The following is a 23,469-nucleotide window of genomic DNA, read 5'->3' as shown; positions in this document are numbered from 1 at the left end:
TCGCCGCAACCCGCCTGGGGGAGAGGGTTCCGCCCTTCGGGGGATGCGGCATGGGGATGGCCGATGGAGTATGGGCCGTACCTCACCCGCCACTGGAGAACTCCGCCTTGTCTACCGTCAGCGTCAAGCACCACCAGATGTTCATCGACGGCAAGGACGTCGATGCCCCGCAGGCCTTCGAGATCCGCAGCCCCGCCACCGAGGAGCTCGTCTGCACGATCGCGAAGGGCTCCGTCGAGCACGCCGATGCCGCCGTCGAGTCCGCCCGTCGCGCCTTCGAGTCCGGGGTCTGGTCGCGCAAGCCGAAGGAGGAGCGCGCCGCGATCATGAAGCGCATCGCCGACCGCTTCGGCGAGGAGCTCGAGGAGCTCATCGAGCTCGAGACGATGGCCAACGGCGCCACCGTCCGCCAGGCGACGGGCTTCCACTGCGGGCTCGCCGCGCCCCACATGCTCTACTTCGCCGAGCAGGCGGAGTCGTACGAGTTCGAGCGCGCGATCCCGACGAAGGCGTACCCGACGCATTCGGTGAACACGATCATCCGCGAGCCCGTCGGCGTCTGCGCCGCGATCGTGCCGTGGAACTTCCCGCTCGTCCTCGGCCTGTGGAAGATCGGCCCGGCGCTCGCCGCCGGCAACTCGATCGTCGTCAAGCCGGACGAGAAGACGCCGCTGTCTCTGCTCCGCGCCGCGCAGATCGCCTACGAGGAGGGCGTCCCCGCGGGCGTGTTCAACATCGTCACCGGCGACGGCGCCGAGGTCGGCGCGCGGCTCGCGTCGCACCCCGACGTGGACAAGGTCGCCTTCACCGGCTCGACCGCGATCGGGCGCGAGATCATGCGCCTCGCGTCCGGCACGGTCAAGAAGGTGTCGCTCGAGCTCGGCGGCAAGGGCGGCGTCGTGATGATGCCCGACGCCGACCTGTCCTACTCGATCGACGGCGCCCTCTTCGGGTGCATGCTCTACTCGGGGCAGATCTGCGAGTCCGGCACGCGCCTGTTCGTGCACAAGGACAAGTACGACGAGGTCGTCGCGAAGCTCGTCGAGCGGGCCTCGACGATCAAGCTCGGCGACCCGACGGACTACGACACCGACATGGGTCCCGTCGTCTCCGCGCGCCAGCGGGACCGGATCCTCGGCTACCTCGACCAGGCGAAGGCCGACGGCGCGACGTTCGCGCTCGGTGGCGGCGCCCCCGAGGGCCCGGAGTTCGAGAAGGGCTACTGGATCGCGCCGACGATCATCACGAACGTGACGAACGACATGCAGATCGCGCGTGAGGAGATCTTCGGGCCGGTGCTCGTCGTCATCCCCTACGACTCGATCGACCACGCCGTCGAGCTCGTGAACGACAGCGAGTACGGCCTCACCGCCGGCGTCTGGTCCACCGACTACGAGGCGGCGTCCGAGCTCGCGGCCCGGCTGCGCGCGGGCACGGTGTGGATCAACAACTGGCACATGGTCGACCCGAGCCTGCCCTTCGGCGGCTACAAGCAGAGCGGCGTCGGCCGCGAGCTCGGCCCCGACGCGCTGAACGAGTACACCGAGGCCAAGCACGTGCACCTCGATCTCGCGGGACGCCACGACCGGCTCCCGTTCGACCTCCTCATCTCCACGCCGCTGCCCGAGTAGGGCTCCGGCGCGGGCCCTCAGGCCGACGTCCGCTTCGGCGCGACGTCGGCCCCGAGGCCGGCCATGCTCCCGATGCCGTGGAGCGCCATGCCGGTGAGACGGTCGACGATGTCCGGCCCCTTGAGCAGCGACGGGGGCCAGAAGACGACGGAGTGCAGCTGCCCGATCGTGGCGTGGGCGGCGACGGCGACGTCCCGCCGCGTGGCCTCCGGGTAGCACGCGCCGATCGTGCGGCGCCAGCGGGAGCCGTGGCGCTGCATCCGCTTCTCGAACTCGCTCTTCCACGGTTCGGCGAGGCTGCGGTGCTCGTGCGCGTAGATCGAGACGAGCGGGATGTTCTCGACGACGAACGTCGCGTGGTGGCGGATGAGGAACTCGAGCTCCTCGAACGGATCGTCGAATGTCGGTGAGGTCGGGACCGTCACGCGGTTCATCGCGCCCTCGAAGAGCACGGCGAGCAGCTCGTCCTTGCCCTTGAAGTCGCGGTAGATGGCCGGGCCGTTCGTCCCCGCGCTCTTGCCGATCTCGTCGATGCCCACGCCGTGGAAGCCGCGCTCGTGGAAGAGCGTGGCGGCGGCCTCCAGAACGCGTTCACGACGGGTCACGTGGCACAGCGTACCCATTTGATAACGATCGTTCCACGTGGAGCGCCGCCTGATGTGGGTGGGACCCTGGGTCCCACCCACACAGGGAGAAGGGTGCACCCGGGTCGAAGGGGTGCCCTTTGCAGCGGTCCGGGCCTCTGAGAGAGGTCGGCCCGGCCCGGTGATCACCGGGGTATGAGGGCGATCGTCGACAATCTACGAGTGGCGTCCGGCGCGGGCGTCTGCCCACGGGGGGAAGGCAGTCCCGCAAGGGGGGTGGGACGCCGGCCCGGGGCCGGGCGTTATCGTCGCGCGATGATCGAGTTGACGCAGGCCCGCACGATGCCCGCCTCGCCCGAGGAGGTCGCCGCGCTCGTGGCCGACCTCGAGCGCTGGCCGGAGTGGTTCGCGCTCCACAAGGGCTGGTCGGGGGAGGTCCCCGGCCCGGCGCGCAAGGGGCTGAAGTTCAAGCACAAGGTCCGGGTCCTCGGCGTCGCCGGCGACGTCACGTGGGAGGTCGTCGAGGTGACGCCGCCGGAGCGGTTCGTGCTCAAGGGCAAGGGGCCGACCCGCTCCTCGATGGGCATCGACTTCGGCATCGCCCCGCGGGAGAGCGGGAGCGAGGTCGGCTTCACCGCGAGCGTCGGCGGGCTCGCGCTGCGCCCGTTCGAGGGGATGCTGAAGGAGTGGCTCGGCGTGCGCGCGGACCGGACGCTCGACAGCCTCCACGCCCTGCTCGCCGCGGGGTAGCCCGGCCGCGCGGTCAGGCGGGGCCGGGACCGGGACCAGGATGGGGGCCGGGACCGGCCTCGGCGTGCGCGCGCAGCAGCGTGGCGATGTGGCCGCGGGCGAGCCGCCAGCGACGGTCGAGCGCGGCGGCGGGGACGACGGGCGCGAGCATCGCGAAACCGCGGGTCGCCGCCATCGCGAGGTCCATGAGCTCGATGGTCTCGGTCTGACGCGGGTCGTCCGGCAGCAGGTCCTTCGCCGTCGCGCGCATGACCCGCGTCGCCTCGAGCTCGAAGGCCGCGACGTGCGGGCGCAGCTCGGCGTCGGTGCGCGCCGCCGCGAGGAGCTCGAGCGCCGCGCGGAAGGCCACGGACCGATGCAGGCGCCAGAGCTCGTCGAGCAGCGCCTCGTGACGGTCGGGGCGGTGGAGGTCGAGCGGGTCGATGCGGCGCGCCGCGTCGGCCGCGAGCGCGTCGGTGGCATGCCGGAGCGCCTCGACGACGAGCTCGGCCTTCGTCGCGAAGTAGTGCTGCTGCGTGCCCTGCGAGACGCCGGCCCGCTCGGCGATCCGCCGCGTCGTGATCCCGGCGTAGCCGTCCTCGACGAGCGAGGTGACGGCGGCGTCCAGGAGGGCGGCCCGCGACGCCGCGCGGCGCTCGGCCTGGGTGCGGCGGGGAGGCGGGGGGGACGCGGCCATCAGCGCGCAACGGTACCCGGGGGCGCGGCGACGGTGGCGCGGGCGGCCGGCCGCCCGCGCCGGGGGTGCGTCAGCGCGGCGCCATCCGCAGCGCGCCGTCGAGCCGGATGACCTCGCCGTTGAGCATGACGTTCGACTGGATGTGGGCCACGAGGTCGGCGTACTCGGACGGGTCGCCGAGGCGGGCCGGGTTCGGGACCGACGCGCCGAGGCTGTCCTGCGCCTCCTGCGGGAGGGAGCCGAGCAGCGGCGTCTTGAAGAGGCCGGGGGCGATCGTCACGACGCGGATCTGCCGATCGGCGAGGTCGCGCGCGGCCGGGAGGGTCATGCCGACGACGCCGCCCTTCGAGGCCGCGTAGGCGATCTGCCCGATCTGGCCGTCGTACGCCGCGATCGACGCGGTGTTGACGATCGCACCGCGCTGGCCGTGCTCGTCGGGCTCGTTCTCGGCCATCGCGACGGCAGCGGCGCGGAGGACGTGGAACGTGCCGAGGAGGTTCACCGAGATGATCGTGTGGAAGTCGGCGACCTTGTGCGGGCCACGCTTGGAGAGGATCCGCTGCGGCGGGCCGATGCCGGCGCAGGAGACGGCGAGCCGGACCGTGTGGCCCTCGGCGACGACGGCCGCGACAGCCGCGTCGACGGCGTCCGAGTCGGTGACGTCGAGCTCGATCGCGCCGGCGTCCGGCAGCTCGGCGGCGAGCGTGCGGGCGCGGTCGCCGTCACGGTCGAGGATGACGACGTGCCAGCCGTCGCCGGCGAACCGGCGGGCGACGGCCTCCCCGAGGCCCGAGGCGCCTCCGGAGACCAGGACAGTGGAGGGGGAGGTGCTCATGGACCGGATCATCCCGCATCGGCCCGCATCGAGGTCGGCCGGTGGAACGCTCGTTATGACGCGACGTCAGCTGCAGACGCGATGCAGCGGCGTCCGTCCGCGTTTGCCCGCCGGCTCGACGAGCTCCATGAGCCGCAGGCAGTAGGCGGCGCGCTGGGCGAGTACGGTCCCGCAGCCGAGGAGCGTCGAGAGCTCGCGGGTGCTGAACGGCTCGTCCGGCAGCGGGGGGAGGGCGGCGAGGACGTCGGCGGGGGCGCGGAGGACGACGCGCTCGGCGATGCCGGTCAGGCGCCGCTCGCCCGCGTCCTTCGTCCGGCGGCGCACCTTCACGGGCGTCTCGCCGCGGACGTGGTCCTCGAGCGTCAGGACGACCTCGAGCGTGAGGTTCGGGTGGGCGAGCAGCGACGGGAACGTCACGAGCCGGTCGAAGACGTCGGCGACGGTCGACCGGCGCGGGGACCGGCGCGCGGACAGCACCTCGCCGTCCGCGTTGACCCGGACGATGCGGCGCTCCGCGGGGACGGGGTGCACGACGCGGACGCGGTGCTCGTCGAGCAGGACGTCGAGCTTCGGGCCGAGCGGGCCGAAGCCGCCGGTCTGGATCTCGACGAGCTCCCCGTCCGCCCGGACGATGTCGATGACGAAGCGGCCGACGGGGACCTCGAGACGGTCGCCCGGCTCCGCGAGCGCCGCCTTCAGCCCCGCGTGCAGCGGGCCTTCGCGGAGGACGCCGATCCCGGACACGCCGCCGAGGGTAGTCGACGGCGGCGTGCGGACGGCAGGTCAGCCTGCAGCGGCGGGCTGCCGCGCCGGGGCGGCCGCGGCGGGCGCATCCACCCGGGTGCGGACGTGGACGGGGAAGTCGTAGCTCAGGTCGAGCCACGGCTGGCGCGAGAGCATGTCGGCGACCTTCACCTCGCCCTCCTCGACGAGCCCCGTGGCCGCGTCCCAGATCTTGTACTGCTGGGTCTGGACCTGGATCGGCTGGGACTCGAGCGTGATGATGCGCAGCTCGCCCGGCGCGAAGTGGCACTGCTCCTGCACGGCGTCGAGGAGCTGCTTGCCGTGGAAGTGGCCGTCGCCGAAGTTCCAGCCGACGAGCGCGCCGCAGAGGAACTCGCCCTCGCGGACCTTGTACGCCTCGACGTCGCCGTCGACCGCCGCGTGCGGCAGCAGCCCGTTGAGGGCACGGCCGTGGGGGTGCATCGCCCGGAAGGCGAGCGCCTTCGTCAGGAAGATCTCGGCGAGGTCCTCGTCGTAGAGCGTGGCGAGCTGGCGGGCGACGACCGGCGCGGACTTCTTGATCGTCGCGTCGAGCTTCTCCTCGGCGCCGGTGTCGCGGCGGAAGAGCCACTGGCTCGTCGCCCAGTTGCCCGCGTAGTAGCGCATCGACGGGAGGAACGAGATGAGGTCCGGGCGCATGTTCCCGAGGACCGGGACCGCGATGCCGCTCGCGAGCAGGATGACGAGCAGGGGCGCCGAGTCGAGCGTGTTCAGCGGCACACCGTAGTGGCCGAACATGAGCAGCGTCCCGAAGATCATGAAGAGGTTCCACTCGAGCGGGACGGCGAGCGGGAACGTCGACGTGATGTGGACGTGGAAGATGATCATGCCGACGACGGCGATCCAGCCGAGCGTCCCCTTGTGGGTCACGAAGAGGAGCGCCGGCAGGCCGAACTCCATGGCCGTGCCCGTGTGGGCGGCGAACGCGGCGAACGGTGAGGCGCGCTGGTCCTCGGGATGGTTCATCCACAGCCGGCGCTTCATCGTCTTCGACCGGTTCCACGGGGTGTTGGAGATCATCACCGCGACGACCGACGGGAAGTGGTGGTTGAGCTTCGACGAGGCCGCTCCGAACCAGATGCAGACCATGGTGATCTGCGAGGCGACGATGAGGTTCTTCAGCGGGAACAGGAAGACGATCATGAGCAGGCCATAGAGCTCGGGCCGGCCGCAGAGGTAGGCGACCTTGTCGCGGAGGCCGAGCAGGCCCCAGCAGACGAGCAGGGCGACGATCCACGTCGTGTCGAGGCGCAGGACGCCGGTCGTGCCGTCGAGCTTCCCGTCGGCGAGCAGGAGGTGGAAGCCGGTGACGAGGACGCCGGCGTACAGGCCGACGTCGACGAGCGTGCGCCGGTTGCCCGCCGTCAGCGGCACCTTGTCCGGCCACGGCGGGAGGCGGATCGTGCCCGGCCGCAGCCAGGCGATCGAGCTGCCGATCGGCGGCAGGAAGCGGAAGCTCAGCGCCATCGAGCTCGACCCGAGCCCGATGATCTCCCACAGGATCATCCAGGCGACGAACTTCTGCCAGACGATCGGCTGGGTCCACCAGTCGGAGAAGTCGCCGAGGCCGCCGAGCCCGGAGGTCGTGCCGCCGATGACGGCGATCGCGCCGAGGCTGAAGCCGACGAGCTTCACGATGTAGAGGACGTAGATCGCGTACGGCGTCCCGAAGCCGTTGATGCCCCAGTCCTGCGCGAGGGGCTTGATCCGCTCGAGGTGCGGCTTCTGCTTCCACTCCTCGACGTCGAAGGGGACCGGGGCCGGATTGATGAATCCCATGCGGCGATCCTCGCCACGGGCGCGCACGCCCGGCTGGCGGCTCGCAACAAACCGCACATGTGAGCTTTGGGGCGCCCGGACAGACGGCGGCGCCCGCACACGGGGTAACTCGCGCGGTACATTCGCCGGGTGAACGGGAATCCGGAGCGTCTGCCGCGGGGGCGCCATCGTCTGTCCCGCGAGCAGGTCGTCGCCTCGCAGCGCGCCCGGATCCTCACCGGCTTCATCGAGACCGTCGCCGCCCAGGGGTACGTCCATACGTCGGTCGCCGACGTGCTGCGCGTCGCCGGGGTCTCGCGCGAGACCTTCTACCAGCAGTTCACCTCCAAGGACGACTGCTTCATGGCCGCGTACGACGCCGCCGTGGGCGTCGTCCTCGGTGGCATCGGTGACAGCCTCGGGGGGGACGGGGCGGCGCTCGGGACGCTCGAGCGCCTCGACGGCGCGCTGGGCGCCTACCTCGAGACCCTCGCAGCCGAGCCGGCGTACGCGCGCGTCTTCCTCATCGAGGTCTACGCGGCGGGGCCCGAGGCGCTCGCGCGCCGGGCCGAGTCGCAGCAGCGGTTCGTCACGCTCGTCGCCGCGCTGCTCGGCGCGGAGACCGACCAGGAGCGGTTCGTCGCCGAGGCGCTCGTGGCGGCGACGAGCGCGCTCGTGACGGCCCGGATCGTCGCGTCCGACTGGGAGGGCCTGGCCGCGCTGCGCGGCCCGCTCGTCGCCCTCACCGGGCAGCTCATCGCCGGTCAGCGCTGAGCGGGCGGGGGCAGCAGGGCCCGGCCGACGCGCACGGCGACGTCGGCGACGGTGGCGGCGGGAGGTGGCGGGTCGCGGGTGAGGGCGCCCGCGAGCAGCGCGCGCAGCGCCCCCATCGTCGCGGCCCCCGCCAGACCGGCGTCGATCGCCGGGTCGAGCTGCCCGGTGCGCTGCCCGTGGCGGATGTTCCGTGCGGCGGCGACGGCGTGCTCGCGGGTGCGCACCGCGTCCGCGCGGGTCGCGGCGGCCTCGTGGAGGAGGCCGGCCGCGACGGCCCGGCCGAGCGGGTGGGCGTAGAGGAACGCGACCTCGCGGCGCAGCCGGAACGCCTCGCGCTCGAGCCAGGAGCCGTCCTCGTCGGCGAGCGCGGTCGCGAAGACGGCGGCGTCGTACTCGTCGTAGAACGCATGCACGACGGCGTCGACGAGGCCGTCCTTGGAGGCGAAGTAGCGGTAGACGACCGACGGTGCGACGCCGGCGTCGGCGGCGACGGCGGCGAGCTCGAGCGCCCCGTCCCGGGCTAAGCGGGCGCCGGCGGCCTTGAGCAGGCGCTCGCGCGTGGCGCGGCCCTTGGGCGTCAGGCCCGGGGGCGGCGCGGCGGTCACGGGACGATGATGTTGGCCGGGTCGGGGCGGCGCTCGGGCGGGGCCTGGCTGTAGTCGCCGAAGGGGCCGTCGCGCTCGGCGACGACCGCCCGCACCCCGTCCCGCTCGGCGATCTCGATGAAGCGGCGCGCGTCCGGCGTGTTGCGCATGAGGCCGTCGAGGATCGGGCCGAGCGTCTGCGTGGCCTGCAAGCCCATGTGCTCGTACGCCTGGTTGACGACGAGCTTCATCGCGGCGAGCTGACTCGACGGGATCGACGCGAGCTCGGCCGCGAGCGCGGCGACCCGGGTCTCGAGCTGCGCGAAGGGAACGGCCTCGTTGATGAGCTCGATGTCGGCGGCCTCGCGGCCGGTGAGCGGGCGGCCGGTGAGCGCGTGGTACTTCGCCCGGGAGAGCCCGAGGCGGTAGAGCCACATGCCCGACAGGTAGCTGCCCCACATGCGGCTGTACGGCGTGCCGATGACGGCGTCCTCGCTCGCGACGACGAGGTCGGCGCAGAGCGCGAAGTCGCTGCCGCCGCCGACGCACCAGCCGTGGACCTGGGCGATGACGGGCTTCGGCGCGCGCCAGACCGACATGAACTGCTGGGTGGGGGAGAGCTCGGGCGCCGTCGCGAACGCGAAGTCCTTGCCGGGGTCCCAGGCGCCGTCGGTCGTGATGAGCTCGTCCCAGTGCGCGAAGCCGCCGCCGAAGTCGTAGCCCGCGCAGAACGCCCGCCCGGCGCCGCGCAGCACGATGACCTTCACGGTCTCGTCGCGGACGGCACGGCCGACCGCGCGCTCGAGCTCCTCGGGCATCGGGGGCACGATCGTGTTGAGCGTCTCGGGGCGGTTCAGGGTGATCGTCGCGACCGGTCCCTCCGTCGCGTAGAGCAGCGTCTCGTAGGTCTCACCGGAGCGCATGTCGGTCATCGGGCGATCAAACCGGACGTCGAGTCCCCAGTCAAGAAGTGACGTCACTTCTCTATTCGCCCCAGCACGAGGAGGGCCGTCCATTTCCCCCGACTCTGATGGGAGGAAATGGACGGGCTCCGAGTTGAAGGGGAGGGCCGTCCATTTCCCCCGACTCTGATGGGAGGAAATGGACGGGCTCCGTGGGCGAGGGGGCTAGCGCGCGGGGGGACCGGGGACGCCGATGGCGTCGACCTGGCGCAGGAGGTACGGGCCGAGCGTCGCGGCGAACGTCTGCGTGAGGTGGTCGATGTCCTTGTGGACGAGCGCGCCGCCGATGACCGGCAGGCAGAGCCGGGAGGAGCAGAAGAACGAGGTGAGGTCGACGATCTTCACCCGGTCCGGCGGCGCCTGGCGGGCCGCGGCGACCGCCGGGTCGGGCCGCAGGGCGGTGCGGCGGCGGACGGCGCACTTCGGGCCGGCCGGGACCCTGTGCGCCATCGCGCGGGACACGCAGGCCGACGTCGCGCTGACGTTCCGCGGGGTGTCGCGGATGACGAAGATGCGCGTGACGTTCGCGGGCAGCGCCGCCCACACGCCGAGGTAGCCGTTCACCTGCGTCGCCCGCATCGTGCTGCCCTTCGGCACGTCGACCTTGCCGCCGCTGTGCTCGGAGACGAAGACCGTGTGCACCTCGGGGTGGGCGGCGAACCAGCGCAGCACCGCCCGGTTCCAGGCACGGCACTCCGAGCGGTTCGCGCCCTCGAGCGCCGCGACCGCCTTGGAGAAGGGGCAGCCCGAGTGGGTGAGGGAGATGCCACGCCAGCCGCGGGCGTCCGCCATGACCTCGACGGCGGCGCGCCAGTGCGAGGCGTGGCTGTCGCCGACGAGCGCGATCGTGTCGGTCTCCTCGGCGGCCGGAGTCCCGAACGCGCACGGCAGGAGGACCTTCGTCGGCCCGACGGGGGTGCAGTGGCCGTTCGGCTCGAGCAGCGCGTCGTCCGGGGACGGGATGACGCGCAGGCGGAGCTTCGGGTCACGGCAGGGGTGCAGCGGGTCGCGCGCGGCCGCCCCGAAGCAGGTCGAGTCCGGCGCCTGCTCGACGGGAGCGCCGATGCCCGTGGTGCTCTGCGCGTCCGCGGGCAGCCCCGTCGCGAGCGCGAGGGCGCACAGCAGCAGGGCGATCACGACGAGGCCGGGGTGACGGGGTCGAGGCGGGGACACGGACCGGGAACGGTACGCGACCGAAAAGGCGACGGTCGCGCCCCTGGGCCGGGGCGCGAACCGCGGAGGGGGCGAGGCCGGTCAGACGGCGGCCGGCTGCGCCGCGTACAGCGCGAGCTCGAAGGCCAGGAGCGACTGGACGATCTGTTCGTCGAAGAACGGCAGCACCTGCGTGAGGATCGCCGCGCTCATCCCGGCCGACCGGTCGATCCAGTAGTAGCAGTTGAAGAGCCCCGCCCAGTCACCGCTCCCGGCCAGGCGCATGCCCGGCACGTGCTCGTGGCGCAGGTGCAGGCCGAGGCCCCAGCCCTGCTTCACCGGGAACGGCGGCACGTCGTTGGCGAGCGCCGGGACCGTCGACTTGATGCCCGCCTCCGGCTGGACGATGCCGTCGAGGAACTCGGTGAACATCAGCTCGGTCGTGCCCTCCCCAAGGACGCGGGCGCCGTCGAGCTCGCCACCCCGCAGGAGCGCCCGGAGGAAGCGCCCGTGGTCCCGCGCCGTCGCGTAGGCGCCGCTGCCGCCGGCCGCGAACTCGAACTCGCGGGGCAGGTCGATCGGGGCGGGGGCGAGGCCGCCGTCCTCGGTGCGGGAGTGGATGCCCATGAGGCGCGCCCGCTGCTCGTCGGACGGGCGGAACGTCGCGTCCGTCATCCCGAGCGGGCCGAAGACGCGCTCGGCGAGGACCGCGTCGAGCGTGCCGCCGCGCAGCGCCTCGACGACGAGCCCGAGCCAGTCGGTGGCGATCGAGTACTCCCACTCGAGGCCCGGATCGCGGACGAGCGGCGTCATGAGCCCGGCCTTCTTCCCGGTGAGGACGTTCGGCGCACCGGTCACCTCGTGCCACTTGAAGAGGTCCGGGTTCGTGAAGAAGTAGCCGAGGCCCGCGGTGTGGGTCAGGAGGTCCTGGAGGTTCGGGGGCCGCGACGGTGCGCGCAGCCGCGGCGTGTCCCCGTCCCAGCCGTCGAGCACCTGCAACTCGCCGAACTCGGGCAGCACGTCCGCCACCGGGGTGTCGAGCGCGACGAGGCCGTCCTCGACGCACTGCAGGGCGGCGACCGAGGCCATCGCCTTCGTCATCGAGGCGAGCCGGAACATCGTGTCGGGCCCGACCTCCGGCGCGGCGTCATCGCCGGCGTGGAGGCGGCCGGCGGCGCCTTCGTAGAGGACGCCGTCGCGGGACGAGACGACGGCGGCGACACCGGGGACGGCGCCGCTGTCGACGGCCTGGCGGAGGACGGCGTCGAGGGAAGAGGGGTCGATCGTGCTCATGGCGCGACCCTAACCGCGCGCGGCGGGGCGCGGGGCGGCAACCCGCCCGGTGGGGCGCTCGCGGGCGCCGCGGGCCTGCCTAGGCGGCGAGCGAGTCGAAGCCGGGCCCCGCGGTGGCCGGGCGGGCGCTCGTGTCGCGGAGGGCGATGACGGCCGCGGCCGGCGCGGGGGCGTCGACCGCGTCGAGCGCCATCCAGGCGTCACGCGCGTCGGCGAACGTCCCGAGCTCGGTCACGCCGTCGCGGTCGAAGCGGTAGAGCGAGACGCCCGCGGCGCTGTAGCCGGCGACGAGGTCGGGCCCGGCGAGGCAGTGGGTCATCTCGTCGAGGGTGGTGGGGGTGTCGGTACGGCGCATGGCAGCTCCTGACGGCGTTTGCTGACGCAGCCCCTCGTCCGTTTCCCGTCCTCCATCTTCCTCCGACGCCCGGCGCGCACTGTGCGCTCGGTCACGGAGTGCGCGCGAGGACCGCCTCGACCCGCGCCTGCAGGTACGGCGCGAGCGTTGCCGCGAAGGTCTGCGTGAGGTGGTCGATGTCGCGATGCACGAGCGCGCCGCCGATGACCGGCGGGCACACACGCAGGTCGCACATGTAGCGGGTGAGGTTGATCACCCGGACGCGCGGCAGCCCCCCGGCGAGAGCAGCGGCGAGGGCGGGGTCGGGCTTCAGGGCGAAGCTCCTCGGCACGGCGCAGGCCGGACCCGCCGGGACGCCGCGCGCGACCGCCCGCGCGATGCAGGCGGCCGACCGGGCGGTGCCGCGCGGCGTGTCCCGGATGACGAAGATCCGCCGGACGCTCGCGGGCAGCGCGGTCCACGTCTGGCGGTAGCCGGCCGCCTGCGCCTCCGGCCCGGTCATCGAGACCGGGTGCAGGACGCGCCCGCCGCTGTGCTGCGCGAGGAAGACCGTGTGGACCTCCGGATGCGCGCGCAGCCAGCCGAGGACGAGCGCGTTCCAGCGCACGCACTCGGGACCCGCGGGATCGGGCAGGAGGGCCGGGGTCGAGTTCAGCGGGCAGCTCGAGCGCGTGAGCGAGATGCCCCGCCAGTGCTCGGCCTCGGCGACGCGCTGCAGCGGCGCGCGCCACACGGAGGCGTGGCTGTCGCCGATGAGGGCGAAGGTGTCGCGCGCCGACGCGGCCGGCACGCCGAACGCGCAGGGCAGGAGCAGCCCGCCCGGCCCCTCCGGGGCGCAGACGGCGTTGCGCTCGAGCGCGGCCCGCGCCGGGGGAGGCGTCACGACGAGCCGCAGGCCGCGGTTGACGCACGGGTGCAGCGGGTCGTGCGCGGCGGCGCCGAAGCACGGCCGGCCGACGTACGCGGACGACAGCGGCGCCCCCGTCCCGAGGAGCGGCGGCGGCGCATGCATCGGCGCGCTCGACGCCGACGGCGAGCCGGCTCCCACGATCGCGAGCACCGTCGCGGCGAGGGCGAGCGCGACGAGGCCCGTGAGCGCGGCGACGAGGTGACGGGGGCGGTGCGGGTCACCGGGCGCGGGCCCGGCCCGGCCGCTCACCCGGCCGCCTTGAGGTAGGCGAGCACCGCCAGGACCCGGCGGTGGTCGTCGCCCTGGCTGGGCAGATCGAGCTTGCCGAAGATCGAGGTGATGTGCTTCTCGACCGCGCCCGGCGTGACGACGAGCGCGTCGGCGATCCCCGCGTTCGAGCGGCCCTCGGCGATGAGCTGGAGGACCTCGCGCTCCCGCGCCGTGAGGCCCGCGAGCCCGTCCGGCGCGCGATCGTGCGGCGCGAGCATCTGCGTGACGACCTGGCGGTCGAGCACGGTGCCGCCGGCCGCCACGCGGTGCACGGCGTCGAGGAAGGCCCGCACGTCGCCGATCCGCTCCTTGAGCAGGTACCCGATCCCCGCCGAGTTCTCCGCGATGAGCTCGTCCGCGTAGGCCGTCTCCACGTACTGCGAGAGGACGAGCACGCTGAGGTCGGGCTGGCGGCGGCGGGCCTCGAGCGCCGCGCGCAGCCCCTCGTCGCGGAAGGACGGCGGCAGCCGGACGTCGACGATCGCGAGGTCCGGCGCGTGCCCGCTGATGGCGCGCAGCAGCCCCGGTCCGTCCTCGGCCTGCGCGACGACGTCGATGTCGTGCTCGCGCAGCAGCGCGACGATCCCCTCCCGGAGGAGCGCGAGATCCTCCGCGATCACGACCCGCACGGCAGGCGGACCTCCAGGCGCGTGCCCTCGCCGGGCGGGCTGTGGACGACGAGCGTCCCGTCGAGCGCCTCGACGCGGGCGCGCAGCCCGGCGAGGCCGGAGCCGGACGGGTCGGCGCCGCCGCATCCGTCGTCGCCGACCTCGAGGTCGAGCCCGCGGCGGTCGGCTCGCAGGCGGACCCAGCTGTGCTCGGCCGCGGCGTGCTTCGTCGTGTTCGTCACGGCCTCGGCGATGACGAAGTAGGCGGCGTTCTCGACCGCGGGCTCGAGCGGCCGGCCGACGTCGGCGGTGACCCGCGTCCCGAGCGGCGACTGGGCCGCCAGCGCCTGGACGGCGGCGACGAGCCCCCGGTCGGCGAGGAGCGGGGGGACGATGCCGCGCGCGAGGTCACGCAGCTCGGCGATGGCGGTGTCCGCCTCGCGCTGCGCGTCGTGGATGAGCGCCTGCACCTCGGGCTGGTCGTCCAGGCGCAGCTCGGCCCGGCCGAGGTGGAGCGCCAGCGCGACGAGCCGGGCCTGCGCACCGTCGTGGAGGTCGCGCTCGATACGACGCAGCTCCGCCGCCTGGGCGTCGATCGTCGCGCGGCGCGAGGTGGAGAGGAGGTCGACACGGGCGCGCAGCGTGCGGCGGCCCTGCGCAAGGAGGACCCGGTCGTGGAGCGTGAAGACCGAATAGGCGATGCCGCCCGTCGTGAGGCCGAAGAGCGGCCACTCGGGCCAGAAGCGGGTGACGTCCCCGTCGATGCCGGCCATGACCCAGGTCCCGAGCAGGAGGAGCGTCGCCGTCGCGATGAGCGCCCAGATGAGCGCGACGCGCTGCGAGGCGACGGTCTCCAGGCGCCGGGGGAGGCGCCACGAGAGGTCGAGGAGCAGCGGGGCGGCGAGGCCGAGCCACGCCCACCCCGGCCAGAACGTCCCCCCGCCGGTCATCGCCCACAGGACGAGCAGGAGGGACGCGGCGAGGAGCACCGCGCGGTAGGCGACGAGCCGGGCGAACTGCGTGCGGGTGAGCCCGTCCGCCTGCGCCGCGACCCACCGCTTGAGCGGGACGACGCTGGGGACGGGAGGCACGGAACGCCACGGGTGGTCGCTCATCCACCCCATGGTCGCAGAGCGTGCCCCGCGCACGAACCGGATCAGGGTGCGACGGCCTTGGCGGCCCGGCGCTCGGCGCTCACGCGCTGCACGTCCCAGATGAGGCCCGCGCGCTCGAGCGCGCTGATCGTCAGCCCCGAGAGGTCGAGCTCGCGGCGGCCGAGGCCGTGGTAGGCGGAGGTGGGGAACGCGTGGTGGTTGTTGTGCCACGCCTCGCCCATCGACAGCGGGGCGAGCCAGGCGAGGTTGCGCGACTCGTCGCCGGTGTCGTAGGACCGGCGCCCGAAGAAGTGGCAGAGGGAGTTGATCGAGTACGTGACGTGGTGCAGGAGGAAGATCCGCACGGCACCGCCCCACAGCAGCGCGTCGAGGCCGGCGTCCGACGACCCGCCGAAGAGGACGCCGAGGCCGTAGGGGATCGCGAGCCCGAGGAGCGACCAGACGATGAACGTCTTGTCGACGAAGTTCACGACCGGGTCCTCGATGAGGTCCCGCGCGAAGCGCTCGCGGGCGGCGCGCTGGTCGTGGATGAAGAGCCAGCCGACGTGGGCGTGCAGGAGCCCGCGGATCGCCCCGCCGACCCCGTGGCCGTGGTCGACGTGCGGCGAGTGCGGGTCGCCGGGACGGTCGGTGTACACGTGGTGCTTGCGGTGGTCGGCGACCCAGTTGATCACCGGGCCCTCGACGGCCATCGTCCCGAGGACCGCGAGCAGGCCGCGCAGCCACGGCGAGGTCTTGAACGCGCGGTGGGTGAGAAGGCGGTGGAAGCCGACGGTGACGCCGAGCGCGGTGGGAACGTAGAGCGCGAGCATGATGAGCAGGTCGCGGACGTGGAGCGAGTGGTTCCAGGCCTGGGAGGCCGCCACGAAGAGCATGAGGAACGGGACCGCGGTGATGAGTGCGGTGATCGCCCGGTCGAGGTTCACGAGCTCCGGGTCGCGGATCTCCTCCGGGGTCGGGCCCTCGAGCGGGGCGGCGTCGTCCGTGGCGGACGGGAGCGGGGTGGTCGCCATCGTGGGCGGGAATCTGACGGATCGCGGGCGCCGAGGCATTGCGGGGGGCCACCGGAGGGGGTGGGGATAACCCGAATCCGGCGCGCGCCCGCTCAGATCGCCGCGCCGAGCCGCGTGGCGATCGTCCGCGCCTCGGCCGCGAGCTCGGGCGGGCCGAGCACCTCGAGCTCGAGGTCGAGGAGCGCCATCCACACGAGGAACGGCCGCGACCAGCCGCCGGTCGTCGTGACGATGCAGGCGTCGTCCCCGTCGTCCCCGTCGGGCGCGACGGTCGCGCGGCTCGCCGGCACGCGGGCGGCGACCGCCTCGGCGCGCGCCCGGACGCGGATGCGCCCGGGGACCGGGGTGACCTCGTCGCCCTGCCGGATCGAGCGCTGGACGAACGCCGCCGGGTCGCCGCCGGGGATCTCCCGCGCGCGCGCCCGCCCGCCCGCGACCGGGCGCCCGGCGATACGGTCGACGCGGAACGTCCGCCAGTCCTCCCGGTCGAGGTCCCAGGCGACGAGGTACCAGCGCCAGCCGGAGTGGACGACGGCGTGCGGCTCGGTCTCGCGGCTGCTCTGCGTCCCGTCCTTCGCCCCGTAGCCGAACCGCAGTCGCTCGTGGTCGCGGCAGGCGCTCGCGAGCGTCGCGAGGAGGTCGGCGTCGATGCGCGGCCCGTCGATCTGGAAGGCGGACGTCGTGTCGCCGAGGGCCTGCACCCGGCGCCGCAGCCGGTCGGGGAGGAGCTGCTCGAGCTTCGCGAGCGCACGGACCGAGGTCTCCTCGATGCCGCCGATAGACCCCGAGGCGGCGGTCCGCAGCCCGACCGCGACCGCGACGGCCTCGGCGTCGTCGAGCAGCAGCGGCGGGAGATCGGCGCCCGCCCCGAGCCGGTACCCGCCGGCGACACCGGGCGCTGCCTCGATCGGGTAGCCGAGCCCGCGGAGCTTGTCGACGTCGCGCCGGATCGTGCGCGGCCCGACCTCGAGCCGATCGGCGAGCTCCGGGCCGCTCCACTCGCGGCGCTGCTGCAGCAGCGAAAGGAGCGCGAGGAGGCGTGCGGAGGTGGGGACCGACACGGCGACATCGTGGCACCCCATGCGGTCAGGAGCTGACCGCAGTCGACCGCGGACCCGCCCCCGGCGGTCGCCCCCCCCCGGCGGCCGCCTCCCCGGCGATCGGCGACGCGCACGGCGCCGGCGCCTTCGTCCGCGGCGCCGACCACGCGCTGCTCGTCGCGATCGGCTTCCTCGCCTGCGCGTTCACGGTGACGTGGTGGCTGCCGCGACACGCGCGCGAGCATCACTAGCCTCACCGCATGGACGAGAGCAGCGAGCACGGCGAGTGGGCCCGCAGCCGGACGGCGGCGGCGCTCGCCGCCGGCGGGCCACGGCGGCTCGTCGGCGTCATGGTCACGTCGGTCGACGCGCGGGCCGCGCTCGACGGGAAGAGCGGCGGCCTGAGCTCGGCCCCCGACCGCGCGCTGCTGAAGGCGTGGAGGGCGGCGGCCGGGGGCGTCCTCGTCGGAGCCCGGACGCTCGAGACCGAGCGCTACGGCTCCCTCATCCCCGAGCCGGCACGGGCGGTCCGCCTCGCCGCCGGGCAGGAAGGCTGGCCGCGCCTGCTCACGATCTCCCGCCGCCTCGACCTCGACCTCGACGCGGTGCTCTCGACGGACCCGGACCTCCCGCTGACGGTCTACGCGCAGACCGGCGCCGGGGAGCTGCCGGATCACCGCGGCACGGACGTCGAGCTCGTCACGCTCGACGACGTCTCGCCCGCCGCCGTCGTCGCGGACGCCCGCGCGCGCCGCGGCTACGACGTCATCGCGTGCGAGGGCGGGCCGCACCTGCTCGCCGCCGCGCTGGCGGACGGCGCGCTCACCGACCTCTCGCTGACGATCGCTCCGACGGTCATCGGCAGCGGGCCGCCGCTGCTCCCCGAAGGCGATCTCGACGCCGCCGTCGCGCTCGAGCTCGTCGCCTGCGACGCCCGCGACGGAAGCGTCTTCGCGCACTACGCCGTCCGCTGACCGCCTGACGCCAGGGGGAATGGCAGTAGCGTGCGGGCATGCCCGAGGAGCTCACCGCGGCGGGCGCCGCAGCGCGGATCCGCCCGTCCGACACGCTCGGCCTGCCGCTCGGCCCCGGTCAGCCGCCGCACTCCGCCTTCCGCGCATGAGCCTCGAGGACGTCACCGGCGACACCCCCGGCACCCCGCTGGAGCGGCGGGAGTCCGAGCTCGCCGATGCGGCCGCCCTCGAGCGGCGGCGCCTCGCGGACGCCCTCCACGACGACGCGCTGCAGCATCTGCTCGTCGCCCGCCAGGAGCTGATGGAGGTGCAGGGCGGTGACGAGACCGCGCTCGAGCCCGCCGCGGCCGCCCTCGCCGACGGCGTCGCCGCGCTCCGCGACCTCATGGTGTCGATGCGCGCGAGCACCGTCGGCGAACTGCCGCTGGAGGAGGCCGTGGAGCGGCTCGCGGCCGAGGCCGGCCGGCGCGGGAGCGGGCTCGCCGTCGCCGTCTCCGTCGGTCCCGGCATCGCCGGCATCCACGACGAGCTGCTCGTCGCGATGGTGCGCGAGCTGCTCGCGAACGTCGTCAGGCACGCCGCCGCGACGGCTGCGCGCGTGAGCCTCGTGCGCGTCGGCGAGCGCGTGCGCCTGGACGTCTCCGACAACGGGCGCGGCGTCGCCGCGCACGCCCTCGCCGCCGCGGCGGCCGCCGGCCACATCGGCCACCAGCGGCTGCAGGAGCAGGTGCACGCGCTCGGCGGGCGGATCGCGATCGAGTCCGAGCCCGGGCGGCGCACGCTCGTCACCGTCGAGGCCACGGTGACGGCGCTGGAGACGCAGCGGCGCGTCGGGGAGGTCGTGCGGCACGGGCGGCAGTGGTCGTCGGCCCTCCTCGCGGCCGTGCAGGACGGTCTCGTCGTCTTCCGCGAGCGCCGCGTCGTCGAGGTGAACGACCGCTTCTGCGCGATGACCGGCTACTCGCGCGAGACGCTGCTCGCGGCGCCGGCGGGGCAGACGCCGTTCTGGCCCCCGGAGCTGTGGGGACCGCGAGCGGACGTCCTCTCCGGCCTCCGCAGCTCGGACGGGATCGACATCGAGGTGACGCTCGCCCGCGCCGACGGCACGCGCTTCCCGGCGCTCGCCGCGGCCCGGATGGTCCGTGACGACCGCGGTGCCGCCGTCGCCGCGCTCGTGACGGTGAAGGACATCACCGCGCGGGAGCGGGCCGAGCGCCGCCGGCGGCTCGAGCGCGAGCTCGAGGGCGCCCGCCGGTCGACGCGGGAGCTCGGGGGCATCCTCGAGCGCGCCCGCGGGGTGCGCAGCGCCGCCGACCTGCAGGGCCTGCTCGACACGATCGCGCGGGTCGTCTGCGACGAGTTCGGCTGGGCTGTCGCGGTGAACGTCCTGCGCCCGGCCTGGGGGGACCTCGCGGTGCGGGCCGTCCACGGGCTCGGGGACGAGGGCGCGCGGATGCTCGCCGGGGCCACCTACCCGCTCTCCGCGTGGCAGCCGGTGCTCACCGAGCGCTTCGCCCGGCGCGGCGCCTACTTCGTCCCGGCCGGACCAGAGACGGCAGCCCTCCTCGCGGGAGGCCCGACGTTCGTCCCGGACCTCCCGGTGAGCGACGATCCCGGCGTGTGGCACCCGATGGACATGCTGCTCGTCCCCATCACGCGCCGCGACGGGGCACGGGTCGGCCTGCTCTCGCTCGACGTGCCCCGGCACGGCCGGCGCCCGGACGACGCGGAGCTCGACCTGCTGACCGCGGTCGGCGCCCACATCGGCGTCGCCCTGGAGGCGGTGCAGGAGACACGGGCCGCCCACCAGCGCGACCGGGTCCAGCGGACGCTCGCGGACCTGTTCGTCGGCGCGTCGGGGCCGCCGCAGGCGGGGCGGCTCGACGAGGTGCTCGGTGCGCTCACCCGCGTCCTCGCCTACGACCGCGTCGTGCTCGACGTCGTCGCCCACCACGGGCGGACCTTCGACCGCGCCGCGGCCGTCGGGGTGGACGACGATGAGCTCGCGCCGTCCTTCGTCCTCGGGCCCGCGGCGCTCGCGGCCCTCGTCGACGACGCGACCTGGCGCGCGGGCCACCGGCTCCTCGCGCACGACCAGGCCCTCGCGCTGCTGCCCGCGGAGCGCGCGGCGCTCGCCTTCTCCCGGTCGAACGGGGAGGGCGAGGAGGCGTGGCGCGACCATCTGCTCGTCCTCCCGGTCGCGGGACGGGGCGATGCGCCCGCCGCGCTGCTCTGGGTGCAGGACCCGCGGGACCGGCTGCTCCCGGCGCGCGGACGGCTGCACGCGCTGCGGGCCTTCTCCGGCCTGCTCGGCATCGCGCTGGCCGCGTCCGCGGCGGGCTGACGGGGGCGCCGCCGGGGCCGCGGGCCGCGCGGAGGAGGAACGCCGGCCGCTCGTGGTAGGGGCCGGAGCGGCCGGCGCGGGACTCCTCTGGATGCTGCCGGCCGGGCAATGGCCACGACCGAGGCCGTGACGTGGGGGCAGGGGGCTTGCCCGGTCGAGAAACGTATCGGACCGGTCGGAAAACGACCATCTCGTCCGGTCGGACGGAAGTCGCCTGCGCGGCGCCGCGTCGATCGGACGATCCGGGCCCCCTGCGATCGGGCGAGCGACATGCACGGATGCCCCGGGGCGGCTAGCGTGGCGGCCCGATGAGCCACTTCGATGATCCCGCCGTCCTCGACCGCTTCGCGGACCTCGTCGTGACGTTCGCGGTGAACCTGCAGCCCGACCAGATCCTCGCCATCGGATCGGAGATCGGGAAGGAGGACCTCACGCGCGCCATCGCGGCCAGCGGTTACCGGCACGGGGCGCGGTTCGTCGACGTGAGCTACTTCGACCTGCACGTCAAGCGGGCCCGGGCCGAGTTCGCGCGGGAGGAGACGCTCGGGTTCGTGCCCTCCTGGTACGGCGAGCGGGTCCTCGAGCTCGGGCGCCAGCGCTGCGCGCGGGTGGGCCTGACCGGGCCGGCGCACCCGGGGCTGATGGAGGGCCTCGACCAGAAGCGGCTGAGCCGCGACCAGCTGCCCGCGCTGAAGGAGGGCGGTCAGGTCGTCAACGAGCGCACGACGAACTGGACGGCCGTGCCCTGCCCGACCCGCGCCTGGGCGGCGCTCGTCCATCCCGACCTCGACCCCGAGGATGCGTGGGCCCGCCTCGGCGAGCAGATCCTTCACGTCTGCCGCCTCGACGAGGTCGACCCGGTGGCGGCGTGGAAGGAGCGCCAGACGACGCTCGCCGGCGTCGCCGGGCGGCTGACGGCCCGCCGGCTCGACGCGCTCCGCTTCCGCGGGGAGGGGACCGACCTCACCGTCGGCCTGCTTCCGACCTCGACGTGGATCAACGCGTCCTTCTCGACGATCGACGGCATCGTCCACATGCCGAACCTGCCGTCCGAGGAGATCTTCACCGCACCGGACCCGGCGCGTGTCGACGGCGTCGTGCGCTCGACGAAGCCGCTCGTCGTCGGGGGCTCGATCGTCCGCGGCCTCGAGGTCGAGTTCCGCGGCGGCCGTGCCGTCCGCATCGACGCCGCCGAGAACGCCGACGTCCTGCGCGGCTACGCGGCCCGCGACGAGGGCGCCGCGCGGCTCGGCGAGGTCGCGCTCGTCGACGGCGACGGCCGCATCGGCGCGCTGGACACGGTCTTCTTCGACACGCTCCTCGACGAGAACGCCGCCAGCCACATCGCGCTCGGCGAGGCGTACAGCTTCTCCGCCGGCGACGAGGACCAGCACCGCCTGAACCACTCGATCATCCACATCGACTTCATGATCGGCGGCCCCGGCGTCGACGTCGACGGCCTCACGCCCGCGGGCGAGACGATCGCCGTCCTGCGTGACGGCGCCTGGCAGGTCTGAGTCGGTACCCTGCGTGCTCCGCCCGAGTGGCGGAGTCCCAGGAGAGGTGCCAGAGCGGTTGAATGGGCACGACTGGAAATCGTGTGTGCGTTAACGCGTACCGAGGGTTCGAATCCCTCTCTCTCCGCTGTCGTCGCGGTGCTCGCACGAGCGCCCGGCGGACGACGGATCGGTGATGCCGGCAGGCGCCGATCCGCCGTCCACCGCGCCTACCGCTCGTCCGGGCGGTCCGGGAGCACCGGCATCGCCGGGCCGATGTCGCGGTGGACGTTGACGGCCCGGCGCACCGAGGCGTTGCCGAAACGGTCGCGGACCGCGTCGAGCGCGTCGTCGAGGCCCGCGCGTGAGCCCCCGAGCGGGAGCTCGAGCTGGGCGCCGTCGTCGTCGCGGAGGTTCGTCAGCGCGAGGCCGATGAGCGTCAGGCCACGGGCGGCGACGAGCGGGCGGGCCTCGGCGAGGAGCTCGCGCGCGAGCCGGAGGATCGTGTCGGTGGCGCGCGTGGACCGGTCGACGGAGGTCGAGCGCGTCGCCCGCGTGTAGTCGTCGAAGCGCAGCCGCAGGGTGACGGTCCGGCACGCCATCCCGGCGGCGCGCAGGCGGCGGCCGAGGCGGTCGGCGAGGGCGACGAGGATCGCATCGAGCTCGGCCTCGGTGCGCCGCCGCCGGCCGAGCGCGGACTGCGAGCCGATCGAGCGGCGGCGGCGCCCCGTCCGCACCGGCCGGGTGTCGCGGTTGTTCGCGAGCGCGTGGAGGCGCAGGCCGGCGGCCCGGCCGAGGAGCGCGACGACATGGTCGGGGTCGGCGGCGGCAAGCTCCCCGACCCGGTGGATCCCGGCGCGGTGCAGGCGCTCGGCGGTCTTCGGTCCGACGCCCCAGACCGCCTCGACCGCGAGGGGATGGAGGAAGGCGCGCTCGCTCGCGGGGTCGGCGGGGACGACGAGCAGGCCGTCGGGCTTCGCGGCCGCGCTCGCGACCTTCGCGAGGTGCTTCGTGCGCGCGACCCCGACGGTCAGCGCCAGCCCGACCTCGTCGCGGACGCGACGCCGCAGGCACGCGCCGATCTCCGCGGCCGTCCCCGCCATGTGCGCCATGCCGCGGACGTCGAGGAAGGCCTCGTCGATCGACAGCCCCTCGACGACCGGCGACGTGTCGCGGAAGACGGCGAAGACCGCCTTGCTCGCCGCGCTGTACGCGTCGATCCGGGGGCGCACGACGATCGCGTCCGGGCAGAGCTCGCGCGCGCGCCGGCCACCCATCGCGCCGCGGACGCCGAAGGCCCGCGCCTCGTAGCTCGCGGCGAGGACGACGCCGCCGCCGACGATGACCGGGCGACCGCGCAGCGCGGGGTCGTCCCGCTGCTCCACCGAGGCGAAGAACGCATCGAGGTCGGCGTGGATGATGGTCGGGAGCATGATGCGAACACATGTTCGCTCGGTCGCGGCGCGCCGTCAAGCGTCTGCCGGCCGTCGCCCGGCCCCGGACGTAAAGCGGCCCCGCCCTGCGTAACACAGTCGGGGCCATGGCACGGAAGGTAGAGGCCC

General features: G+C 74.2%; 22 protein-coding genes and 1 tRNA gene. 7 read left to right on the top strand and 16 right to left on the bottom strand.

Annotation, left to right across the window (positions count from 1 at the left end; translation table 11 throughout):
- Nucleotides 1-107 precede the first annotated feature (107 nt).
- Complete coding sequence (locus NBH00_RS19810) at nucleotides 108-1,631, top strand: aldehyde dehydrogenase family protein (protein WP_254570301.1); 1,524 nt, start codon at nucleotides 108-110, stop codon at nucleotides 1,629-1,631.
- A 17-nt stretch (nucleotides 1,632-1,648) separates the two neighbouring features.
- On the opposite strand, the gene NBH00_RS19805 is transcribed toward NBH00_RS19810, so the two are convergent.
- Complete coding sequence (locus NBH00_RS19805; RefSeq protein WP_254570300.1) at nucleotides 1,649-2,236, bottom strand: TetR/AcrR family transcriptional regulator; 588 nt, start codon at nucleotides 2,234-2,236, stop codon at nucleotides 1,649-1,651.
- A 294-nt stretch (nucleotides 2,237-2,530) separates the two neighbouring features.
- Between NBH00_RS19805 and NBH00_RS19800 the strand changes: the two genes are divergently transcribed.
- Nucleotides 2,531-2,965 (top strand): type II toxin-antitoxin system Rv0910 family toxin, encoded by a 435-nt coding sequence (locus tag NBH00_RS19800; RefSeq protein ID WP_254570299.1) that lies wholly within the window; start codon nucleotides 2,531-2,533, stop codon nucleotides 2,963-2,965.
- A gap of 13 nt (nucleotides 2,966-2,978) precedes the next feature.
- Here the strand turns inward: NBH00_RS19800 and NBH00_RS19795 are convergent, their stop codons facing one another.
- The 4 genes from NBH00_RS19795 to NBH00_RS19780 all read right to left on the bottom strand — a co-directional run bounded on the left by NBH00_RS19795 (nucleotide 2,979) and on the right by NBH00_RS19780 (nucleotide 7,038).
- Nucleotides 2,979-3,641 carry a TetR/AcrR family transcriptional regulator gene (locus NBH00_RS19795; protein WP_254570298.1) on the bottom strand — a complete coding sequence of 221 codons (663 nt, stop codon included), beginning with the start codon at nucleotides 3,639-3,641 and terminating at the stop codon, nucleotides 2,979-2,981.
- 70 nt (nucleotides 3,642-3,711) lie between these two features.
- A complete protein-coding gene (locus NBH00_RS19790; RefSeq protein ID WP_254570297.1) occupies nucleotides 3,712-4,476 on the bottom strand; it encodes an SDR family NAD(P)-dependent oxidoreductase in 765 nt (254 codons plus the stop codon).
- A 66-nt stretch (nucleotides 4,477-4,542) separates the two neighbouring features.
- Complete coding sequence (locus NBH00_RS19785) at nucleotides 4,543-5,220, bottom strand: DUF8091 domain-containing protein (protein WP_254570296.1); 678 nt, start codon at nucleotides 5,218-5,220, stop codon at nucleotides 4,543-4,545.
- A gap of 39 nt (nucleotides 5,221-5,259) precedes the next feature.
- Complete coding sequence (locus NBH00_RS19780; RefSeq protein ID WP_254570295.1) at nucleotides 5,260-7,038, bottom strand: DUF3556 domain-containing protein; 1,779 nt, start codon at nucleotides 7,036-7,038, stop codon at nucleotides 5,260-5,262.
- 129 nt (nucleotides 7,039-7,167) lie between these two features.
- Between NBH00_RS19780 and NBH00_RS19775 the strand changes: the two genes are divergently transcribed.
- On the top strand, nucleotides 7,168-7,791 hold the full coding sequence (locus NBH00_RS19775; protein WP_254570294.1) for a TetR/AcrR family transcriptional regulator: 624 nt from the start codon (nucleotides 7,168-7,170) through the stop codon (nucleotides 7,789-7,791).
- Here NBH00_RS19775 and NBH00_RS19770 read toward each other — a convergent pair.
- From NBH00_RS19770 to NBH00_RS19725, 10 genes are all read right to left on the bottom strand, one after another.
- On the bottom strand, nucleotides 7,782-8,396 hold the full coding sequence (locus tag NBH00_RS19770) for a TetR/AcrR family transcriptional regulator (protein WP_254570293.1): 615 nt from the start codon (nucleotides 8,394-8,396) through the stop codon (nucleotides 7,782-7,784). The two genes, NBH00_RS19775 and NBH00_RS19770, sit on opposite strands and share 10 nt — an antisense overlap.
- On the bottom strand, nucleotides 8,393-9,298 hold the full coding sequence (locus tag NBH00_RS19765) for a crotonase/enoyl-CoA hydratase family protein (RefSeq protein ID WP_367401348.1): 906 nt from the start codon (nucleotides 9,296-9,298) through the stop codon (nucleotides 8,393-8,395). The genes NBH00_RS19770 and NBH00_RS19765 overlap by 4 nt, the downstream gene beginning before the upstream one ends.
- Before the next feature lie 204 nt (nucleotides 9,299-9,502).
- Nucleotides 9,503-10,510, bottom strand: coding sequence for an SGNH hydrolase domain-containing protein (locus tag NBH00_RS19760; protein WP_254570291.1), 1,008 nt, complete (start codon nucleotides 10,508-10,510; stop codon nucleotides 9,503-9,505).
- Nucleotides 10,511-10,591: 81 nt separating this feature from the next.
- Nucleotides 10,592-11,782: a serine hydrolase domain-containing protein gene (locus NBH00_RS19755; protein WP_254570290.1), complete on the bottom strand. Its 1,191-nt coding sequence runs from the start codon at nucleotides 11,780-11,782 to the stop codon at nucleotides 10,592-10,594.
- Nucleotides 11,783-11,861: 79 nt separating this feature from the next.
- Nucleotides 11,862-12,137 carry a hypothetical protein gene (locus tag NBH00_RS19750; protein ID WP_254570289.1) on the bottom strand — a complete coding sequence of 92 codons (276 nt, stop codon included), beginning with the start codon at nucleotides 12,135-12,137 and terminating at the stop codon, nucleotides 11,862-11,864.
- 91 nt (nucleotides 12,138-12,228) lie between these two features.
- Nucleotides 12,229-13,296 carry an SGNH hydrolase domain-containing protein gene (locus tag NBH00_RS19745; protein ID WP_254570288.1) on the bottom strand — a complete coding sequence of 356 codons (1,068 nt, stop codon included), beginning with the start codon at nucleotides 13,294-13,296 and terminating at the stop codon, nucleotides 12,229-12,231.
- Entirely contained in the window at nucleotides 13,293-13,946 is a 654-nt protein-coding gene (locus NBH00_RS19740; RefSeq protein ID WP_254570287.1) for a response regulator, read from the bottom strand. Before NBH00_RS19740 ends, NBH00_RS19745 begins: the two co-directional genes overlap by 4 nt.
- On the bottom strand, nucleotides 13,934-15,040 hold the full coding sequence (locus NBH00_RS19735; protein WP_254570286.1) for a sensor histidine kinase: 1,107 nt from the start codon (nucleotides 15,038-15,040) through the stop codon (nucleotides 13,934-13,936). The genes NBH00_RS19740 and NBH00_RS19735 overlap by 13 nt, the downstream gene beginning before the upstream one ends.
- A 41-nt stretch (nucleotides 15,041-15,081) precedes the next feature.
- The gene (locus NBH00_RS19730; RefSeq protein WP_254570285.1) at nucleotides 15,082-16,053 is read right to left on the bottom strand and encodes an acyl-CoA desaturase; all 972 of its coding nucleotides are present in this window, start codon (nucleotides 16,051-16,053) and stop codon (nucleotides 15,082-15,084) included.
- Between the two features lie 92 nt (nucleotides 16,054-16,145).
- On the bottom strand, nucleotides 16,146-17,114 hold the full coding sequence (locus NBH00_RS19725) for a helix-turn-helix transcriptional regulator (protein WP_254570284.1): 969 nt from the start codon (nucleotides 17,112-17,114) through the stop codon (nucleotides 16,146-16,148).
- A gap of 239 nt (nucleotides 17,115-17,353) precedes the next feature.
- On the opposite strand from NBH00_RS19725, the gene NBH00_RS19720 reads away from it, so the two are divergent.
- From NBH00_RS19720 to NBH00_RS19705, 4 genes are all read left to right on the top strand, one after another.
- Complete coding sequence (locus tag NBH00_RS19720; protein WP_254570283.1) at nucleotides 17,354-18,067, top strand: dihydrofolate reductase family protein; 714 nt, start codon at nucleotides 17,354-17,356, stop codon at nucleotides 18,065-18,067.
- 145 nt (nucleotides 18,068-18,212) lie between these two features.
- Nucleotides 18,213-20,411 carry a PAS domain S-box protein gene (locus NBH00_RS19715; RefSeq protein WP_254570282.1) on the top strand — a complete coding sequence of 733 codons (2,199 nt, stop codon included), beginning with the start codon at nucleotides 18,213-18,215 and terminating at the stop codon, nucleotides 20,409-20,411.
- Between the two features lie 308 nt (nucleotides 20,412-20,719).
- Entirely contained in the window at nucleotides 20,720-21,928 is a 1,209-nt protein-coding gene (locus tag NBH00_RS19710) for an aminopeptidase (RefSeq protein WP_254570281.1), read from the top strand.
- Nucleotides 21,929-21,968: 40 nt separating this feature from the next.
- Nucleotides 21,969-22,055, top strand: a tRNA-Ser gene (locus NBH00_RS19705).
- Nucleotides 22,056-22,137: 82 nt separating this feature from the next.
- On the opposite strand, the gene dinB is transcribed toward NBH00_RS19705, so the two are convergent.
- Nucleotides 22,138-23,340, bottom strand: a complete 1,203-nt coding sequence (gene dinB, locus NBH00_RS19700; RefSeq protein WP_254570280.1) for a DNA polymerase IV — start codon at nucleotides 23,338-23,340, stop codon at nucleotides 22,138-22,140.
- Between the last annotated feature and the right edge of the window lie 129 nt (nucleotides 23,341-23,469).

The sequence above is a fragment of the Paraconexibacter antarcticus genome, from assembly GCF_024220175.1.
GTDB lineage: Bacteria > Actinomycetota > Thermoleophilia > Solirubrobacterales > Solirubrobacteraceae > Paraconexibacter > Paraconexibacter antarcticus.
Note: the sequence above shows the minus strand (reverse complement) of the source record. Positions and strands in the feature narration are given on the sequence as shown.

What these genes read in the sequence shown, in the direction of transcription:
- NBH00_RS19715 (WP_254570282.1), top strand. Translation starts at nt 18,213, where the DNA reads ATGAGCCTCGAGGACGTCACCGGCGACACCCCCGGCACCCCGCTGGAG.
- NBH00_RS19730 (WP_254570285.1), bottom strand. Translation starts at nt 16,053, where the DNA reads ATGGCGACCACCCCGCTCCCGTCCGCCACGGACGACGCCGCCCCGCTC.
- NBH00_RS19735 (WP_254570286.1), bottom strand. Translation starts at nt 15,040, where the DNA reads ATGAGCGACCACCCGTGGCGTTCCGTGCCTCCCGTCCCCAGCGTCGTC.
- NBH00_RS19765 (WP_367401348.1), bottom strand. Translation starts at nt 9,298, where the DNA reads ATGCGCTCCGGTGAGACCTACGAGACGCTGCTCTACGCGACGGAGGGA.
- NBH00_RS19720 (WP_254570283.1), top strand. Translation starts at nt 17,354, where the DNA reads ATGGACGAGAGCAGCGAGCACGGCGAGTGGGCCCGCAGCCGGACGGCG.
- NBH00_RS19790 (WP_254570297.1), bottom strand. Translation starts at nt 4,476, where the DNA reads ATGAGCACCTCCCCCTCCACTGTCCTGGTCTCCGGAGGCGCCTCGGGC.
- NBH00_RS19800 (WP_254570299.1), top strand. Translation starts at nt 2,531, where the DNA reads ATGATCGAGTTGACGCAGGCCCGCACGATGCCCGCCTCGCCCGAGGAG.
- dinB (WP_254570280.1), bottom strand. Translation starts at nt 23,340, where the DNA reads ATGCTCCCGACCATCATCCACGCCGACCTCGATGCGTTCTTCGCCTCG.
- NBH00_RS19750 (WP_254570289.1), bottom strand. Translation starts at nt 12,137, where the DNA reads ATGCGCCGTACCGACACCCCCACCACCCTCGACGAGATGACCCACTGC.
- NBH00_RS19795 (WP_254570298.1), bottom strand. Translation starts at nt 3,641, where the DNA reads ATGGCCGCGTCCCCCCCGCCTCCCCGCCGCACCCAGGCCGAGCGCCGC.
- NBH00_RS19710 (WP_254570281.1), top strand. Translation starts at nt 20,720, where the DNA reads ATGAGCCACTTCGATGATCCCGCCGTCCTCGACCGCTTCGCGGACCTC.
- NBH00_RS19780 (WP_254570295.1), bottom strand. Translation starts at nt 7,038, where the DNA reads ATGGGATTCATCAATCCGGCCCCGGTCCCCTTCGACGTCGAGGAGTGG.
- NBH00_RS19755 (WP_254570290.1), bottom strand. Translation starts at nt 11,782, where the DNA reads ATGAGCACGATCGACCCCTCTTCCCTCGACGCCGTCCTCCGCCAGGCC.